This is a genomic window from uncultured Senegalimassilia sp., assembly GCF_902464545.1.
In the GTDB taxonomy this organism is placed as follows: domain Bacteria; phylum Actinomycetota; class Coriobacteriia; order Coriobacteriales; family Eggerthellaceae; genus Senegalimassilia.
The window spans coordinates 28,526-47,324 of record NZ_CABQJR010000001.1 but is presented as its reverse complement, the minus strand read 5'-3'; the positions used below and the strand labels follow the sequence as shown (position 1 = coordinate 47,324).

Sequence of the window (18,799 nt, the reverse complement as noted above, 5' to 3'; positions counted from 1 at the left end):
TCCTACTTCCCTTCCGTCATGGCATCGAATGCGATCTGCAGCGCATCGGTGCGCGATTTGCCTGCCGCCTCTGCCTCGGCCACCACGTTCATCACGCGCTCGTAATCGCGCGGGATGACCTTCACGAAGTGACGCTTCAGCGTGTTGAACTGATACAGCAGCTTGATGCCGCGCGGGCTTTGCGTGCGCTCGGCGTGCTCCTCGATCAGGCTGCGGATCAGCTCGATCTCGTCGGCGGAAGGCTCGCACAGGCGCACCATGTCCTGGTTGCAGTTGGCCGCCAGCGTGCCGAACTTGTCGTACACGTACGCCACGCCGCCGGACATGCCGGCCGCGAAGTTAGGCCCGACCTCGCCCAGAATCAACGCCACGCCGCCGGTCATGTACTCGCAACCGTGGTTGCCCACGCCCTCCGCCACCACGGTGGCGCCGGAGTTGCGCACGGCGAAACGCTGGCCGGACAGGCCGTTGACGAAGCCCTTGCCGCTGGTGGCGCCGTAGAACGCCACGTTGCCGATGACCACGTTCTCGTCGAACTTGTACGTCGCGGTCTCGGGCGGGCGCACCGTCAAGATGCCGCCGGAGAGGCCCTTGCCGAAGTAGTCGTTGGCATCGCCGGTGATATTGAGCGTCACGCCGCGGGGCAAGAATGCGCCGAAGCTCTGGCCGCCGGAACCGTCGCAGTCCACGGTGATGGACCCCTCGGGCAGGCCCTCGGGATGCTGACGCGTCACCTGGCTGCCCAGCATGGTGCCCACGCAACGGTTCACGTTATCGATGTCGGCACGGAAGCGGATGGGCTCCAGGTGCTCGCGCGCGCTTGCCGTGTACGGGATGAACAGCGTGGCGTCGAGCGACTTGTCAAGCTGGCAATCCGCCGCCATGGACGGCAGGAAGTGGCGACCGTCCGCACCGGGGATGGCACGGCCGAACTCGCAGGTCGCGGGCGCCAGCATGTCGGACAGGTCCATCTCGTTGGCCTTCCAGTTGCCGGGCACCTCCACCTGGCGCAGGCACTCGGGGTGGCCGACCATCTCGTCGACGGTGCGGAAGCCCAGCTCAGCCATGATCTCGCGCAGCTCCTCGGCCACGAACATCATGAAGTTCACCACGTACTCGGGCTTGCCGGTGAAGCAGCCGCGCAGCTTGCAGTTCTGCGTGGCGATGCCCACCGGGCAGGTGTCCTGCTGGCAGTCGCGCTGCATCATGCAGCCCATGGCCACCAGCGGCATGGTGGCAAAGCCGAACTCCTCGGCGCCGAGCAGGGCCGCCATAGCCACGTCGCGGCCACACATGAGCTTGCCGTCGGTCTCCACCACCACACGGCTACGCAGGCCGTTGCGCAGAAGCGTCTGCTGGGTTTCCGCCAGGCCGATCTCGAACGGGATGCCCGCATGGTAGATGGAGTCGCGCGGGGCCGCGCCCGTGCCGCCGTTGTGGCCGGAGATGGTGATCTTGTCGGCGCCGCCCTTCGCCACGCCGGTGGCAATGGTGCCCACGCCCGCCAGCGCGCACAGCTTCACGGACACACGCGCATCGGGGTTGGCGTTCTTCAGGTCGAAGATGAGCTCCGCCAAGTCCTCGATGGAGTAGATGTCGTGGTGCGGCGGCGGGGAGATCAGGCCCACGCCCGGCGTGGAGCGGCGCACTTCCGCGATCCACGGGTACACCTTCTTGCCGGGCAAGTGGCCGCCTTCGCCGGGTTTTGCGCCCTGGGCCATCTTGATCTGGATCTCGATGGCGCTCGACAGGTAACGGCTGGTCACGCCGAAGCGGCCCGACGCCACCTGCTTGATGGCGCTGCACTTGCTGTCGCCGTTTACCAGCGGCGTCTCGCGCGCCGGGTCCTCGCCGCCCTCGCCGGTGTTGCTGCGCCCACCAAGGCGGTTCATGGCGATTGCCAGGCACTCGTGCGCTTCCTTGGAGATGGAGCCGTAGCTCATGGCGCCGGTGTTGAAGCGCTTGACGATCTCGCTCGCGGGTTCGACCTCGTCCAGCGGCACCGGCTGGCGCGTCGGCGCGAAGTCCATGAGATCGCGCAGCGTGACCGCACGACCGGGCACGTGGCACGCGGCGCTATACTCGCGGAACAGGTCGTAGTCGCCCTCGCGGCAAGCGCGTTGCAGCAGGTAGATGGTCTGCGGGTTGATCAGGTGCTCCTCGCCGCCAAGCGGGCGCCACGCGGTAACGCCGAGCGTGGGAAGCTGTTCGGGCGAGGGGCTCTTCTCCAGGGCCAGGGCGCTGTCGTAGCGCTCGTTGAGCTCGCGCTGCACGCCTGAGGCATCCAGGCCGCCGATGCGCGTGGAGGTGTGCGTGAAGTACTTCTCCACCAGAGAATCGTCCAGGCCCAAGATCTCGAAGATCTGCGCGCTATGGTAGCCCTGCATCGTGGAGATGCCCATCTTCGACATGATGGAGGTGATGCCGGCCACAACGGCGCGATCGTAGTTGGCCACGGCCTCATCGCCCGGGATGGAGATCTCGCCGCGCTCGCACAGGTCGCGGATGCACTCGTGAGCGGCATACGGGTAGATGCCCGAGGCGGAATAACCCACCAAGCAGGCGAAATCGTGCGCGCGCATCGCGTCACCGGTCTCGACGATCAGGTCGGCGTCGGTGCGCAGGCCCACAGCGATCAGGTGGTTGTGCACGGCCGCCAGCGACAGCAGGCTGGGGATGGGCACTTCGCCTTCCGCCGTGCGGTCGGTCAGCACGACCAGGTTCACGCCATCGCGCACCGCCTGCTCGACGTCGATGCACAGCTCGTCGAGCGCCGCCTCGAGCGCGCCCTCGGCAGCATCGCGGTCGTAGGCGCACACGAAGCGTTGCGTCTTGAAGCCGACGCGGTCGATGGCGCACAGGCGGTCGAACTCGTCATGCGTGAGCATGGGGCTTTCCAGGCGCACCAGGCGGCACGTGTCGCGGCAGTCCTCGAGCATGTTGCCGTGGTTGCCCACGTACAGAACGCTGCTGGTGACGAAACTTTCACGCAGCGCATCGATCGGCGGGTTCGTGACCTGGGCGAACAGCTGGTTGAAGTAGTCGAAGAAGCTGCGCTGGCGCTTCGACAGGCACGCCAGCGGAGCGTCGGTGCCCATGGACGCCAGCGGCACCTTGCCCTGCTCGGCCATGGGGCGCACCAGCTCCTGCACATCGTCGTAATGGTAGCCCAGCTTCGCCAAACGGCGCGTAAAGCCCACGTTCGCGTCGCGCTCGACGGGCAGCTTGCCGGGCGCCGGGGCCTCCAGGTCGTCGACCGCCAGCGTTTCCTCGTCCAGCCAATCGCGGTACGGCTTCTCGTTGGCGTAACGGTTGCGGATCTCGTCGTTCCAGATGACGCGGCCCTGACCCGGGTCGACCTCCAGCATCTCGCCGGGGCCCAGGCAGCCGGCCTGCAGCACGTTGGCCGGGTCGACGTCGATGGCGCCCACCTCCGACGACAAGATCAGCCAGTCGTCGCGGGTGACGTAGTAGCGCGCCGGACGCAGGCCGTTGCGGTCGAGCGCGGCGCCGAGCATGCGGCCGTCGGTGAACGCGATGGCGGCCGGGCCGTCCCACGGCTCCATGAGCATGGACTGATACGCGTCGTAGGCGCGGCGCTTGTCGGAGATGCGGTCGTTGTGGTCCCACGGCTCGGGAATCATCATGGTGACGGCGCGGTCGAGCGGGCGGCCGTTCATGGTCAAGAACTCCAGCACGTTGTCCAGAATTGCTGAGTCCGAGCCCTCGCGATTGATGATGGGCAGCACCTGTCGCAGGTCATCGCCCAGCGCGGGGCTGTACAGCTTCGGCTCGCGAGCGCGCGTCCAGCTGATGTTGCCACGCAGCGTGTTGATCTCGCCGTTGTGGATGATGTAGCGGTTCGGATGCGCGCGCTCCCAGCTGGGCGTGGTGTTCGTGGAATAGCGCGAATGCACGAGCGCCAGGCTGGTCTCCACCGCCGCGTCGTTGAGGTCGATGAAGAAGCGGCGCATCTGCGTGGCCACCAACATGCCCTTGTACACGATGGTGCGGGAGGACATGGAGCACACGTAGAAGATCTTGCCCGCAAGCGCCGGGTTGGCGTCGGCGGCGCGCTCGATGGTGCGGCGGCACACGTACAGCTTGCGCTCGAACGCCTGACCTGCGTCAACGTCGGCAGGACGGCGCAGGAACGCCTGCAGGATGGTGGGCATGCACGCCTGCGCGGTGGAGCCGAGGTCGTGCGGGTCGACCGGCACCTCGCGCCAGAACATCAGCGGGATGCCGCACTTCGCGCACCCCTCCTCGAACGTGCGCTTCGCGTCGCGCACGCCCGTGGGATCGTCGTGCGGGAAGAAGAGCATGGCCACGCCGTAATCGCCCTCGTCGGGCAACAGCTGGCCCTCCTTCTGGGCCTCCTTGCGGAAGAAACGATGCGGAATCTGGAACAGCACGCCGGCGCCGTCGCCGGTATTGCGCTCCAAGCCGGTGCCGCCGCGATGTTCGAGGTTCACGAGCACGGAAAGCGCGTCGTCGAGCATGGCGTGGCTTCGCTGGCCCTTCAGGTGGGCCAGCGCGCCGATGCCGCACGCGTCATGTTCGTAACTGGATCGGTACAGGCCGGGCGTGCGCGCTGCGGTTGCCGCGGGTGCGGCATGCGTGCAACCGGCCGTTTCGTTCGCGCATTGCGCGCCGGTGAAGCCAGCGGCCGCCCCCGTTTCGCGGGCTGCCTCGGCTTGTTCGGTAAGTTCAGCGTTCATATGCGGTCCTTCGTCTGGATGAAAAGGTCGCCTGAAACCGTAAGCGGCCCGCATTCAGTGTGCAGGCCGCGTGTTACGCAAGCGTTTCCGCCGCTGCGCTTAACCAGCTGGAAACAACATCGTTCGAAGGTGGAAACATGAGGGGCGCCCGAACCACCACGGCCTGCCGCCCATCTTCGCGGCTAGCCCGAGCTGCCGCCCGCCGCCGAAAAAGGCGGGCATCCCTCTTCCGAAAACGATCGCGCGTGTCATATCATGTGCGCAACGTTTTCACCTTCGAGAAGGAGCCCCTATGACAAGCTTCGACGCTCGACCCGCCGGGAACGGCCTCACCCGCCGCACCATGATCAAAACGTCCGCCGTGCTCATCGGCTCGTGCGCGCTCGGTTTCACCGGCGTCGCCTCGCTCGGATGCAGCGCGGACGACATCGGAGGCGGCGCTTTCTCAAACGACTCCGACCAGGTCACCCTTCACGTCGATGGCCAGCGCTTCTTCATCGACGGCGACGCCGCGGGAACCGCGTTCTCAGGCGCGGCGCTTTCCCTGGTCCCCAACCTTGCCGACGGCACCATAGCGCTCTGCTATCGCGACAGCGAAAACCCCGATCCCTGCTGTACAACGCTGGCGTCGCTTGGGTCCCCGGTCATCGTGACGGGAACGCTGCGCATGCTCAACGTCGATGGCGTGAACTCCGACGGCGTCGTTTCCATCCAGCCTGACGCGGCCATCAGCGTTTTGAGCCTCGGTTCGATCAAAACCGCCGATATCGAGGGGTCGGTCGACCATCTCATCGTCGTCGGCAAAAGCGACGCCGTCGCTCACGATGGCGCACGCATCGGGCAGGCAACGCTGGGCGATTCGTGCGCCGATCTGGTCATCAACGCGAACAGCTCCGTGGGCGACGTCGACGCGCCCTTCGAGGCCCAGGTGTCCGGCGAAGGAGCCGACGGCGCGCGCGTGACCATCACCGGCGACGAAGGGGCCGCCGAGCAGCGCCACGGCACGCTGCTCGAGGCCGCGAACGACGATGCCGCCTGGGAGGATGCCGTCGCCGCCCTGGCCGGCACCGCAACCGTCCACCAGGCGAAGGCGCCCGCCGGGAGCGGCCCCGCTTCCGCGACCACCGCCGCTTCCGCAACCGCCGCCAACACCACCGCTGCCTCCGCCAACCCCTTCGCCCCTCAAACCGCCTACGCGGATGAGGCGGCAAGCGACGTCGTCATCGACACGGAGAATACGGCCGCCGACGACGACAACGACGAGAACCTGCTGTCCTTCACGCCCGGGGAACCCCTGGAAACCGACAGCGAGCCCGACATGTCATCCGACGATCAATCGACCGAGGACTTCCAACAAGATGTGGCCGCGCTGGGCGCGGAAGACCCCGCCCCCGAGGCCGACGTCGCAATCGAGGCCATCGACCTGCTGATCGCCGGCCTGAAATTCATCGGCGAGCAGACGGCGGGGCGCGCCTTCGAGTACGGAAGCTCGTCGCTGCTCGAGCTGGTGTTCGGCGGCAACGACGAATCGGCGCAGATCATCTCGAAGCTTACCGAGATCCAAGGGCAGCTCGACGACATCGAGCGCGAGATCGCGCAGGTCATAGCCCAATTCGACAAGCAGGCTTGTTACCTGCAGGTGAACAATTACCTCAGCAAGTTCTCCGCCGAGATGCGATGGGACCTCTCAAAGCTCAGCAGCATGACGGAATCCATCGACGCGCTGCCCGACGGTGACGAGAAGGAAGCCCGCCGCAAGGAGTTCGCCGAGAACCTGTACTCGAACCCCCGCTACCAGGTGTGCGGCAGATACGTTTACGACATGGCCGGCGTCCTGGGCAACGAGATCATGCAGTGCTACACCGGCACGAACAAGAACCTGTTCGGCGCGTTCGACGAGCTCATGGTGCTGAGCTACAAATGGGAGCACCACGGATACGAGATGCGCGCCAACTTCCAAAGCTCGGTGCTGTCGAACTTCATGGCGCTCATCAACTACTCGACATTCTGCCTCAACGAGCACTACCTTGTCATCAAAGACGACCCCGAGAAGAAGACCGAGCTTGCCGAATGGCTGGGCTTTTGGAAAGGCCTGTTCGGAACGGCCACGCTGCCCGAGACGGCGCTGGCCTTGCTTGCCGAGGGCGACGATGCCGACGGCGCCGCAACGGGCGTCTCCAACGAAGTCGCGGCGATGGCCACCGCGCAAAAGCTGGTGAAACGGGCCGACAACATCCGCTACTACCAGGTGCCGGGGCATCAGGTGCAGATCGCCGCCAACGCCGCGAACGTGCGCACGACCAAGGACGGCGGCCTGACGCAAAAGCAGCTCATGAAAGATTCCGCAGGTCATTGCGTGCTCGCGCAAGATCAGCTGGTCAACATGTACCTTGACTACGACAAGAAGAAGACGCTCACGGACATCCTGTTCGGCGAAGGCGAGGGCAACCTTGCCGCGCCGCGCGACACGGGGGCGCCCTTCGTTGCCTATCAGCTGCCGCTTATCGATGAACGTCAGATGAAGCATCCGTCGCATCTCTATCGCCACAAATACTATGCGCCCATCGTGAACAACGACGGGACGACCGGCCGCGCATATGTGGCGTTATACGACAACGGCAAGCGCATATTCAACTTCACGGGCATCGCCGTGTACCGCGTGTAGACGGATTGCTACCCCTGAAAAACCGCGCGAACCAGGTACTCCACATTGCCCTCGTGGCCGGTGATGGGGCTTTCGGTAACGCCCGTGCATTCGAAGCCGGCGGCCTCTAAGGCCGCGCGCACCTCGTCGACCGTACGCAGGCGCACGGCCTCGTCGCGCACGATGCCGTGGTCGGTTTCGTCGTGCTGGCTTTCGAACTGGGGCTTGATCAAGCCGATGAAGATGGTGCCCGCCTGCGCGAAACGCGCGAACGTGGGCGCCAGAGCTGCCAGGCCGATGAAGCTGAGATCGGCCACCAGCAGGTCGAACGGCGCGCCCAGCTCGGCGGGGTCGGCCAGCTTGATGTTGGTGCGCTCGAACACCGCCACGCGCGGGTCTTGGCGCAGCTTCCACGCCAGCTGCCCGTAGTTCACGTCCACACACGCCACGCTGCCGGCGCCCGCTTGCAGAAGGCAATCGGAGAATCCGCCCGTCGAGCTGCCGATGTCCATACAGCGCATGCCCGAGACGTCCTGCCCGAACGCGTCGAGCGCGCCTTGCAGCTTGTGCCCGCCGCGCGAGACGAACTTCTTGCGGCCCTTCACCACGATGTCGGCATCGGGCACAACCTTGATGGCCGCGCTGGTGGCGTACACGTCGTCCACCTTCACCTCGTGCGCCAAAACGGCGCGCAGCACGGTGCCGGCGTCGGGGAACATCCCCTGCTCGACCAGCAGCTCATCCAAGCGTATCTTTTTCGGTTTCTTAGTCATGCGGCCCATTATAGCGAAAGACCCTATCAACCCCGCAGGTAAACGCACCGCCCCACCGGAATATCGCCCACAGGTGTTCGGTATCCGATGCCTCGAGCGCATCTGCGGCGGTTTTCCGGCATCGGCGAAACAGGAAGCGCCCCATCGGCATTGCAAGAACGCCTTTCGCGAGAATTCGCCGTCTTGCCGGAGAACCGGGGGGGGGAGCACATCGTCGACTCGGAAGATAAGCAGCAAGGACGCACCGCCAAAAACACGGGGAGCCTCGGCGTCGTGCCGCGGCTCCCCGTTCGTATTTCATAAGCTGTTCGGACGGACCCTTTCGAGCACGCCCTTCGCCGTTTTCCTACTCCTGCGGAAGCAGCAGCTGGGCGATCTGCACGGCGTTGAGTGCAGCGCCTTTGCGGATCTGGTCGGCGACCACCCACATGGCCAGGCCGTGCTTGACCGTGGGGTCGCGGCGGATGCGGCCGACGTAAGTGTCGTTCGTGCCGGCCAGCAAGCCCGGCATGGGATACACGTCGTTGGCAGGGTCGTCCATGACGGTGACGCCCGGCGCGGCGGCAAGCGCCTCGCGAGCAGCCTCGGGCGGCACGTCGCCGACGAACTCGACGTTGATGGACTCGCCGTGGCAGCGCAGCACGGGCACGCGCACGCAGGTGGCGGCCACCTGCACGCCCTCGTCGCCCATGATCTTCTTCGTTTCCGCGACCATCTTCCACTCTTCCTTCGTGGAATCGTCGTCCAGGAACACGTCGATGTGCGGGATGGTGTTGAACGCGATGCGGTGTTTGAACGCCTTGATGGTCAGCTCGTCCTCGGGCTTGCCGTCCAGGAACTCACGCGTCTGATCGTACAGCTCGGCCATGGCCAGGGCGCCGGCGCCGGACGCGGCCTGGTACGTGGAGACGACCACGCGGGTGATGCGCGCCAGGTCGTAGAGCGGCTTGAGCGCGACCACCATCTGGATGGTGGAGCAGTTCGGGTTGGCGATGACGCCGTTGTGCCAGCTCACGTCGCCGGGGTTCACCTCGGGCACCACCAGCGGCACATCCTCGTCCATGCGGAACGCGCTGGAGTTGTCGATCATGACGGCGCCATGGGAGACCACGGCCTCGCGCATGGCCTTCGACACGGAGCCGCCGGCGGAGAACAGCGCGATGTCGACGCCCTCGAACGACTCGGGGGTCATCTCCTGCACGGTCAGCTCGCCTGCGGGAACCTGGCCGCAGCCCTTGAACGGCAGCTTCTTACCGGCGGAACGCGCGGAAGCCAGCGCAATGACCTTCGACGCGGGGAAATCCAGGTCGTGCAGCACATTCAAGAACTCGTTGCCGACGGCGCCCGTAGCGCCGCAAACCGCAACCACCGGGTTAGCCGGCATAACTTTCGTCCAAGCCATGAGGTCCTCCTCGTTCACGTTCCGGGTTGATATATCGTCAAGATGGGTGCTTTTGCGCCCCATATTGCCTTGGGGGATGCGCGCCGGCACCTGCCTGCGCGCAATGGGAAAGGAGCCGCGGGATGCTTCTCGCCCCCGCGGCTCCAAGCGGTCCGTTCGCCGTATGGCGGCCTTTGGTACGTAAGCCCTTAGGCTCGTGCGAAGGCGGGGTGCCGCAGGCGGCCGCAACGTCGAGCAGTCCGGCTGCCGCCAGGCAGGCGGAGCTACACCTACCTGCCCTTGTTCATCTTCGCGGCGATCTCCTCCGCGGACAGCTGCGTTTCCTCGAACACGCTGTCGGAGTCCAGGCCGAACGCCGTGTGCAGGCAGCGCACCGCGGCAGCGGTCTGGGCGCCGTCGACCACCACGGACAGGCGGATGGGCGACGTGGAGATGGCCAGGATGTTGATGTTGTTCTCGCCGAGCGTCTGGAACGCCTTGGCGGCGATGCCGGGGCTGGACTTCATGCCCGTGCCCACGATGCTGACCTTCGCGATGTCCTCGTCGACCACGTACTCGCGCGCGTTGACGTCGGGAAGGATGCGCTCGACCGTTTCGCAGGCGCGCTTCTCGTCGGCGCCCGGGCAGGTGAAGCTGATGTCGGTGATGCCGTCCTCGGACACGTTCTGGATGATCATGTCCACGCTCACCTGATTGCCCGCCAAGGCGCTGAACAGCTTGGCAGCCACGCCGGACATGTCGGGCACGCCGCGAATGGTGACCTTCACTTCCGACGTGTCGTGTGCGATGCCGGTGATGACGGCTTCCTCCATCATGTCGGTTTCCTCCTTGACATAGGTGCCCTCGGCGTCGGAGAACGCCGAACGGGAATGGATGACCACGTTGTACTTGCGGGCGAACTCGACGGCGCGCATCTGCAGGACGCCGGCGCCGGAGCCGGAAAGCTCCAGCATGTCGTCGTAGTTGATGACGTCGAGCTTCTTCGCGCGCGGGCAGATGCGCGGGTCGGCGGTGTAGACGCCGTCCACGTCGGAGTAGATCTCGCACACGTCGGCGTTCAGGCCGTGTGCCACGGCAACCGCCGTGGTGTCGGAGCCGCCGCGGCCGAGCGTGGTGATGTCGCCGTCGGCATCGACGCCCTGGAAGCCGGCGACGACCGCGATGGCGCCGCGCTCGAGCGCATCGCGCACGCGCTCGCTGTGCACCATGACGATCTTCGCCTTGTTGTGGAACTTGTCGGTCTCAATGCCAGCCTGGCGGCCGGTGAAGCTCATGGCCTTGTAGCCGCGCGCTTCGATGGCCATGGCCAGAAGCGACATGGACACTTGCTCGCCGGTGGAGAGCAAACGGTCCATCTCGCGCAGCGGCGGGTTGTCGTTGAGCGCGGCTGCCAGGCCCACCAACTCGTCGGTGGTCTTGCCCATGGCGGACACCACGGCGACCACGTCATGGCCGGCCTGCTTCTTCGCGATCAGCTTCTTCGCAACCATTTGGATGCGCTCGGGGCTTGCAACGGACGTGCCCCCGAATTTGCATACGATTAGCGACATGCGTTTCCTTTTTCGGACGGGGTTTCGATTGTCTGCCACTATAGCAAACAACCTCGTAACCACCGCGTCAAACGATGGTTGCGAGGTTGTTTTTTCACAGCGAACGTATGGACGAGCTGGCGATATCGGGCCGAACGGCTACGCGCTATCGGTTTGCGGGATAGCCGGGGCCGGATGAGGGCTCGGAACGCGAGACTCGCACGACGAGCGCCGGCCGGGGGGCGCGATCGGCCGGCAGGCGCCGTCCGAGACGCGAGCAGGCGCCGCCGCGCGATCCTCGCCGCCCCCTTCGCCACCCCTTCGCCACACGCAACTCGAGCCTTGCGCCCCCCGCGCGCCTTGCAGCGCCCCGGAAGCTCCGCCGTCTACGAGAACGCGACGAACGTGAACAGGAATGCCGCGGACACGATCCACATGAGCGGCTTGACGTCGCGCCAATGGCCCTGCGTCACCTTCACCACCACGTAGGTGATGAAGCCGAAGCCGATGCCGTTGGTGATGGAGTAGGTGAACGGGATGCCCATGATGGTGACGAACGCGGGGACGGCCGCCTCGAGGCTCCCCCAATCGATCTTGCCGATGTCGCTCATCATAAGGTAACCCACGACCACCAACGCGCCGCAGGTGGCCGAGCTCGACACCATGCCGATGATGGGAGCCAAAAACGCGCAGACGAAAAACGCCAGGGCGATCACGATGTTGGACAGGCCCGTGCGCGCGCCCGCCGCCGCGCCCGAGGTGGACTCGGCGAACGAGGTGATGGAGCTTGCGCCGACGAAGCCGCCGACGATGGCGCCCACGGAATCGACCATGAGGATCTCGCGCGTGTTCTCCACGTTGCCGTCCTCGTCGACGAAGCCGCCCTGCTGGCCCACCGCCATCATCGTGCCCATGGTGTCGAAAAAGTCGCTCATGAGCAGGCTGAACACGAACATGAGCAGCACGGGCTGCACGAACACCTGCACGATAGCCAGACCGCTGCCGTCGGGCAGCTGTTGGAACGGGGCGCACAGCGCGCTGAAGTCCGGGACGAAGTCGAACTCGGTGGGCAGCGCCGTGACGCCGAGCGGGATGCCTACGATGGTGGCCACCACGATGGAGATGAGCAGGCCGCCCTTCGTGCCGCGCACCGTCAATATGATGGCAAGGGCGATGGACACCACGGACACTATGGCCGTGGGCTCGGTCAGGCTGCCCATGGTGACGAGCGTGGAGGAATCGGGCGCCAGGATGCCGCCGCCCTTTAGGCCGATGAACGCCACGAACAGGCCGATGCCGATGCCGATGGCCTGGCGCAGCGCCACGGGGATGGCGTCCATGACGGCCTCGCGCAAGCCCAGCATGACCAGCACCAGGATGATGACGCCTTCCAAGAACACCACGCCCATGGCGATGCGCCAGTCGAGCCCCATCGACCCGCACAGCGTGAAGGCCACGATGGCGTTGATGCCCATACCCGACGCCAGCGCGATGGGACGGTTGGCGATCAGGCCCATGGCCGCCGTCATGACGGCGGCGCCGAAGCACGTAGCCGTAAGCGCGGCGTTGAACGGGATGCCCGCCGCCTCCATCATGGCGGGGTTGACCGCCACGATATAGGCCATGGTCAGGAAGGTGGTCAGACCCGCCATCACCTCCGTGCCCAACGAGCTGCCGCGCTCGCCTATCTTGAAGAAACGCTCGATAGCCGCTTCCATTCCGCCCTTTCCCCTTTCCGGATGCGCGTGTTGCGGCGCGCCCCCTCTTCCTTCCGCACCCCCACAGCGCGTCGGCCGCCCGTGCAAGCGCGAGCGGCCGGAGTCGAATCAACATATGCGGAAAAAACCGCAACTGTCAGATTAGCACGTGCGGGGGCGGAAAGAGCGATGCGAGCGGCGAAACGCCCGGGCGAAAGGACGAGCTGCAAGGGGTGGCTAGCGGGCGGCAGCATCCCCGACCCCCTGTACCTGTCCGCCAGCAGGCACTCCGCCCGATTCCGCACCAAAAACCCGCCGTCGTCAAATGTCCGAGAGAGCGCCGGCAACAGCTTCCCTTTGGTTTCGAGCCGTAGCGAGCATGTTGGCGAGAGCTCCGTCCATGCCGAGTCGTCGCAAGCAGGGCAGAAGAGCTCCTTTCGCCATCCCAAGCAACTGTACAAGTCAACATGCGCTCGATGCGGGCCAATATGCGCTCGGCGCAAGCCGAATCACGCTCGGAGAGGGTTAACTGATCCCCCAACGCCGACCGATGCGCGCTCAACGAGGACCAACGCACGCTCTGCGCGGGCCGCGAAACGTTCACAAGGAAGGTTTTTCGCGTTTCACGGCTCGAATCGCTTGTTTTCCGAAAGTTAGCTTTGGGGCAAATCGGTGAATCTCAATAGGGTCCAAAGCGACGACGCCCTCACCAGGCATGATCTTCGCGGCTTTCGGCGACGTCCACAAAGAGGCACCCAAACCCCCGCTAACCCATCTGCAAAAATTCGGAAAACTCGCATTTTGAGACACAATCGGCCGATTTCCTTCCCCGAAGCCAGGGAGACCGCGCGATAAAACGCCCCCTCCCCAAAGCCAGAGCCGCGCATCGCGACGTCTCTCCTTCCTCACAGCCCGAAGCCAGGGGCCGTGCGCCGTGACGCCTTTCCCTTCCTCACTACCTGGGGCCGCACGTCGTGGCACCCTCTTCTTGGGAAGTCGAAGAACCGTGCATCGCAAGAGCATCAGGCCCCATCGCACTCCAACCGCACGCGAAGAAACCGCAGGTCTCCCGAGATTGAAGCCCCCAAGAAACGTTGCCGCACCGTCCGACAAAGCCTGCCGCATCCCCGCAAGATCTCATGTCGGAACACCTGTCCGCATCGCCCCCCACCGCGCACTCGCCGGCCCGCGTTACCGATAAGGCTTCATGACAAAGCGCCTTTCCGCATTTCGGGAAGGCCACAAACATCCCCAAACTCAACCCCACCCCCCCCATATCCCGAACAACGCAATCTCTCCAGCTTGCGCGGTCAACGAGATCCCGCCGCAGATATTGTCGTGCCCTAGAAAACCGAGACATCTCGAGCCGAAACATGCGCGCCCCGAAAAGCAACCGAACTCCTCCATGAAAGACCCGGGGTGTTCTATATCCCGTGATGCCAGCCGCGCGCCGCCGCGCTTCCCCGGAAAACCCGATTCGCCTTGCCTCGGGATGCCCAGCCGCACGCCAATGCGCTTTCCCGGGAAACGCCGCTACGCATCCGGACGTCTCTTCACCGTATCTTCGCAATCGGAGGCATCAGCGAAGACAACGAAGGGGTTTGCACCGCCGCGCGTTACGGATCGGTGCCAAGAACGACCGATCCATCGACGCGAGCATGTCCGAGGGATATGGTTCACGGACTCGAAGGGACGGAAGCGGAAACCCGAAACGCAAGAACGGGAGCTCAAAGGGCAGAAGCGAAACTTCGACGGGACGAGAATGGAAAGGGGCGCAATGGCGACGAAGGGCACGGGCGCTCGTAGGCTCGTAACGCTTCACGGATTGAGCGCGCTGCAATACTGGTCTTTTGCACGGTGCTCGTGCAAAAGCCGGGAGCAGCTCCTGGGGACGGCGAAAACCCGCTGGGCGGATACGAAGCTGGCGCTGGAATCGGCATCCGTCAAACCCCTGCCCGGCTGCACGATGCGCCACCGGAATGCACGGCTCCCTTGCATGTCATGATCACCGACAAACGCGCCCGCACGGAAAGCGCGTCAGTCGTCACGCACCTGCGAACCGCCGCGCTGCCGCCGAGCTCGCTCGTGCGCATAGGGCCGGAGTACGCCGCGGCCTCGCCGGAGCTGGCGTTTGTCCAGATGGCGAAGCAGCTTAGCTTCACGCGGCTGGTCATGCTCGGATTCGAGCTTTGCGGGACGTACTCCTCCTTCGGCCAAGAGGAAACCTCCTACCAGGCCATTCCGTTGACAAACGTCGCGAGGATATCCGGCTTCATCGAGAAGTCGGCCAGCTTCCAAGGCAAGCAAGCCGCACAGCGCGCGATACGGCATGTCATCGACGGGTCGGCATCGCCTCGCGAAACACAGCTCGCCATGATGCTTTCGCTTCCCTATCGCCACGGCGGTTACGGGTTCCCGGCACCGAAACTTAATTATGTCGTTGACTTACCGAAACATCTTGGAGCGAGAAAGCGGTACGTGCTTGATTTGTATTGGCCGGAGCTGAAACTCGACGTCGAATACGACAGCAACGCGTTCCACGCACACGAGGAGAAAATGCTGCTCGATAGCCGCCGAAGAGCCGCGCTCGAGGCCATGGGGATCACGTCCGTCAACGTCGCTTCGGAGCAGGTGCGCAATAGCGGGGCGTTCAACGAACTTGCGAAGCAGCTGGCCGCTCTAGCAAACCACAGGCTACGCTACAAAGACCCCGATTTCACGAAAGCGCATCTTCAACTGCGCAATGACCTGGGGATATGAGCGCGATGGGAGGGCCACCAAGGAGAAAGCGAAGAAAGCGCACGGATGGTCACGAGTTCGCAAATGTGCACCTTCGACTGCGCGATGAACCAGAGATATGAGGGCGACGGAAGGGTTTCCGAAGGAAATAGCCGAAAACAATGCACGAATAATCCCGTCTTCACGAATGCGCACCTTCGGCCAAACGGCGGCCCGGAGATATAAAAGCGATAGAGAAGAAAGCGACAGCGGACTCGCCTCCCCTTCGCGCAATCAGCGAAGGCCCGTTGCGCCCCCTCGCAAGCAGTCGAAGCCGAACTCGCGCCTACCGCTAGGGAAGGTTTTTGGCGTTTCGTGTCACAGATTGCGAGTTTTCCGAATTTGATGACGAGATTCACCAAGAATTCCGAGCGCGAAAACGAACGACGACGTCACTTCCCTGCGTTTCCCCAGGTCACTCGTTTCCCACCATCAGCGCGAAGCGAGTAAGCGGTGCCTAAGATTCGGAAAACTCACAATCTCAGCCATATTTTCGCGAAACCCTTCCCAACGAGAAGGCCGGCCCCGGCATCCTCGGCAAAACGCCCAGGCGAGAGGGCGAGCTGCAAGGGTGGCTAGCGGGCGGCAACTGCGGCAGCCGACCAGCAGGCGCCTGCGAACACGGGGCAACGCCCTCGCCCCACGCGCCTGCGCCCGCCCATCGCGTTAGCGGGCGGCCTCCTCGGGCATCTTCCAGAGCAGGATGAAGCCTACGATGAACAGCACGGCCACGCTGAGGACGCCGTAGCTGCTTGAACCCGTGAGCTGGGTGAACACGCTTACGAGCAACGTGCCCATGATGGTGGCGTACTTGCCGAAGATGTCGAAGAAGCCGTAGTACTCGTTGGCGTTCTCCTTCGGGATGAGCTTGCCGAACTCGCTGCGCGACAGCGCCTGGATGCCGCCTTGGAACAGGCCCACGCACACGGCCAGCACCCAGAACTCGGCGGCGGAGCGCAGGAAGAATGCGGCGAACAGCGTGATGCAGAAGTATGCGAACACCGCGATCAGCAGCATGCGCTTGGTGCCGAAGCGCCCGGCCAAGCGCCCGTAGGCGATGGCGGACGGGAACGCCACGAACTGCGTCACCAGAAGCGCGAGCACCAGCTGCGTGGAGTCGATGCCCAGGTCGGTGCCGTAGCTGGTGGACATGGTGATGATGGTGTGCACGCCGTCGATGTAGAAGAAGAACGCCAGCATGTACATGAGCAGGCGTTTGTCGCGGGCGATCTTCTTGCACGTGCCCGCCAGGCCCTTGAGCGTATGACGGAACAGATGCGCCTCGCGCGCCTTGAAGTGCGTCTGATGCACGTCGCGCAGCACGGGCACGGAAAACACCAGCCACCACACCGCGGTGATGACGAACGAGATGCGGATGCCGTCAAGCTGCCCGATGCCGAAACTGCTGCCGAACAGCACGATGACCAGGCACACGATGAACGGGATGCAGGATCCGATGTAGCCCCAAGCGTAGCCCTGCGACGAGACCTCATCGTAGCGCTCCTGCTCGGTGGCGTCGACCAAAAACGCATCGTAGAACACCAGCGACGCGTTGAGCATGACCGACGAGAACACGTATATCACTAGGAACACCATAGCGTTGCCGGGCACGCCCATGACCGCGAGCGACACCGCGCCCGTGCCGATGGTGCCCGCAAGGAACTTTTTCTTGTTGCCCTTCAGATCGGCCAGGCTGCCCAGGAACGGCATGAGCAGCGCAAGCGCCAGCGAGGCCACCGTGGTCGCATAACCCCAGGCCACCACGGCGGACGACCCAGGTTCGGCGATGGCCGAGAAATAGATGGGGATGAGCGTTGCCGCCAACATGACGTACGCGGAGTTTCCCACGTCGTACAAAACCCAGCTGCGCTCGCGTTTCGACAGGCTGCGAAGGCCCAATCCCATGGCTGCTCCTTGCTATCGGCAAGGCCCGCGCCGTCCGCGGGAACCCGCCGACGCGCAGGCCCGTGCGGTTCCGAACACCGAATCGTGCATGTACGTTGAACGCCGCCGAGCGGCGCGCAAACCATTGTATATGATGGCTATAATCGTCCACGTAAAATGAATGTCAGCCACACGAGAAACGGGGATACGGAATGCCAGCAATCATCACCCATGATTTCTTCGGACGCGACGTGTACGACGCGCTGTTCCAGACCATCGGCGGATCGCGCGACGAAGCCGACGCGTTCCTGCTGGGAAACCAAGGCCCCGACCCGCTGTTCTACGCAGTGGCCGACTTCCGCGCCACGGCGTACCACAAGCTGGGCAACACCATGCACAGCCGAAAGCCCGCCGAGCTGCTGGCGGCGCTGAAGGACTCCCTCGGCGTCCTGGACCCCGAGGAGAAGCCGCTCGGACGCGCCTATGCGCTGGGGTTCCTCTGTCACTACGCGCTCGATTCCACCGTGCACCCGCTGGTGTACTGCCACGAGCACGCGCTGTGTGATGCAGGCGAGCCGGGCCTAACGCGCGATGACGGCAGCGAGGTGCACGGCGTCATCGAAAGCGAGCTGGACGAGATGGTGCTGTTCGCCAAGCGCGGCGACACCGTGGCCGCGTTCAACCCCTCGCGCGAGATCCTGCACGCAAGCGAGGCAGTGCTCGGAGCCGTGTCGAAGATGTACGCCTACCTGGCCCTGAACGTGTACGGCGAAGTGATCCCGCACAACCTGTTCCGCCTGTCGGTGCACGGGTTCCGCCTGGTGCAGCGCCTGTTCTGGTCGCCCACCGGCATCAAGCGCGACCTCATCGGCCGCATCGAGCGCCTGGCGCGCCCGCATTCGTTCTACCAGTCCATGAGCCATCGCCCGGTGGCCGCCGCCGAAAGCGTGTTCGACAACCACGAGCACGACGCCTGGACCAACCCCTTCACCGGCGACGTGCGCACCACCGGCTTCTGGGATCTTTACGATCAGGCGCAGTACAAGGCGAAGAACCTGATCGCCGCGTTCGATCAGCCGGGCTTCACCGTCGAGCGGACGCGCGAGCTGACCGGCGAGCTGGACTTCTCCGGCCGCCCCACGCAAGCCCAGGTGCTGGTGGTAGAGTAGCGGTTGCGATCCGCACGCAGGCATCCACCCGCGGCACGGTCCGCGCACCCGGCAGCTCGCACGTCGCCGGTCCGCATGCCACGCACGCCGGCGCCTGCTCACCCGCGGCGCAACCTGGACGTCCGAACATCCGAACATCAGACCGCCCGCAGCGATGCGGGCGGCAACCTCATCTTATATAACAACTCCCATATGAAAGGGT

General features: G+C 64.6%; 9 protein-coding genes. 3 read left to right on the top strand and 6 right to left on the bottom strand.

The window, feature by feature from the left end:
• Positions 1 to 2 precede the first annotated feature (2 nt).
• Positions 3 to 4,721, bottom strand: a complete 4,719-nt coding sequence (gltB, locus tag RDW26_RS00100; protein WP_307981934.1) for a glutamate synthase large subunit — start codon at positions 4,719 to 4,721, stop codon at positions 3 to 5.
• A 292-nt stretch (positions 4,722 to 5,013) separates the two neighbouring features.
• Between gltB and RDW26_RS00095 the strand changes: the two genes are divergently transcribed.
• Entirely contained in the window at positions 5,014 to 7,386 is a 2,373-nt protein-coding gene (locus tag RDW26_RS00095) for a hypothetical protein (protein WP_307981933.1), read from the top strand.
• An 8-nt stretch (positions 7,387 to 7,394) separates the two neighbouring features.
• Here RDW26_RS00095 and RDW26_RS00090 read toward each other — a convergent pair whose 3' ends face one another.
• The 4 genes from RDW26_RS00090 to RDW26_RS00075 form a co-directional block, all read right to left on the bottom strand.
• The gene (locus RDW26_RS00090; RefSeq protein WP_307981931.1) at positions 7,395 to 8,138 is read right to left on the bottom strand and encodes a TlyA family RNA methyltransferase; all 744 of its coding nucleotides are present in this window, start codon (positions 8,136 to 8,138) and stop codon (positions 7,395 to 7,397) included.
• A 346-nt stretch (positions 8,139 to 8,484) separates the two neighbouring features.
• The gene (locus RDW26_RS00085) at positions 8,485 to 9,540 is read right to left on the bottom strand and encodes an aspartate-semialdehyde dehydrogenase (protein WP_307981929.1); all 1,056 of its coding nucleotides are present in this window, start codon (positions 9,538 to 9,540) and stop codon (positions 8,485 to 8,487) included.
• A gap of 269 nt (positions 9,541 to 9,809) precedes the next feature.
• Positions 9,810 to 11,090, bottom strand: a complete 1,281-nt coding sequence (locus RDW26_RS00080; protein WP_114620166.1) for an aspartate kinase — start codon at positions 11,088 to 11,090, stop codon at positions 9,810 to 9,812.
• A gap of 365 nt (positions 11,091 to 11,455) precedes the next feature.
• Complete coding sequence (locus tag RDW26_RS00075) at positions 11,456 to 12,787, bottom strand: NCS2 family permease (RefSeq protein WP_307981928.1); 1,332 nt, start codon at positions 12,785 to 12,787, stop codon at positions 11,456 to 11,458.
• A gap of 1,980 nt (positions 12,788 to 14,767) precedes the next feature.
• On the opposite strand from RDW26_RS00075, the gene RDW26_RS00070 reads away from it, so the two are divergent.
• A complete protein-coding gene (locus RDW26_RS00070; RefSeq protein ID WP_307981926.1) occupies positions 14,768 to 15,526 on the top strand; it encodes a hypothetical protein in 759 nt (252 codons plus the stop codon).
• Between the two features lie 684 nt (positions 15,527 to 16,210).
• Here the strand turns inward: RDW26_RS00070 and RDW26_RS00065 are convergent.
• Positions 16,211 to 17,449: an MFS transporter gene (locus RDW26_RS00065; RefSeq protein WP_307981924.1), complete on the bottom strand. Its 1,239-nt coding sequence runs from the start codon at positions 17,447 to 17,449 to the stop codon at positions 16,211 to 16,213.
• Between the two features lie 191 nt (positions 17,450 to 17,640).
• On the opposite strand from RDW26_RS00065, the gene RDW26_RS00060 reads away from it, so the two are divergent.
• Positions 17,641 to 18,597, top strand: a complete 957-nt coding sequence (locus RDW26_RS00060) for a zinc dependent phospholipase C family protein (protein WP_307981922.1) — start codon at positions 17,641 to 17,643, stop codon at positions 18,595 to 18,597.
• The last annotated feature ends 202 nt before the right edge of the window (positions 18,598 to 18,799 follow it).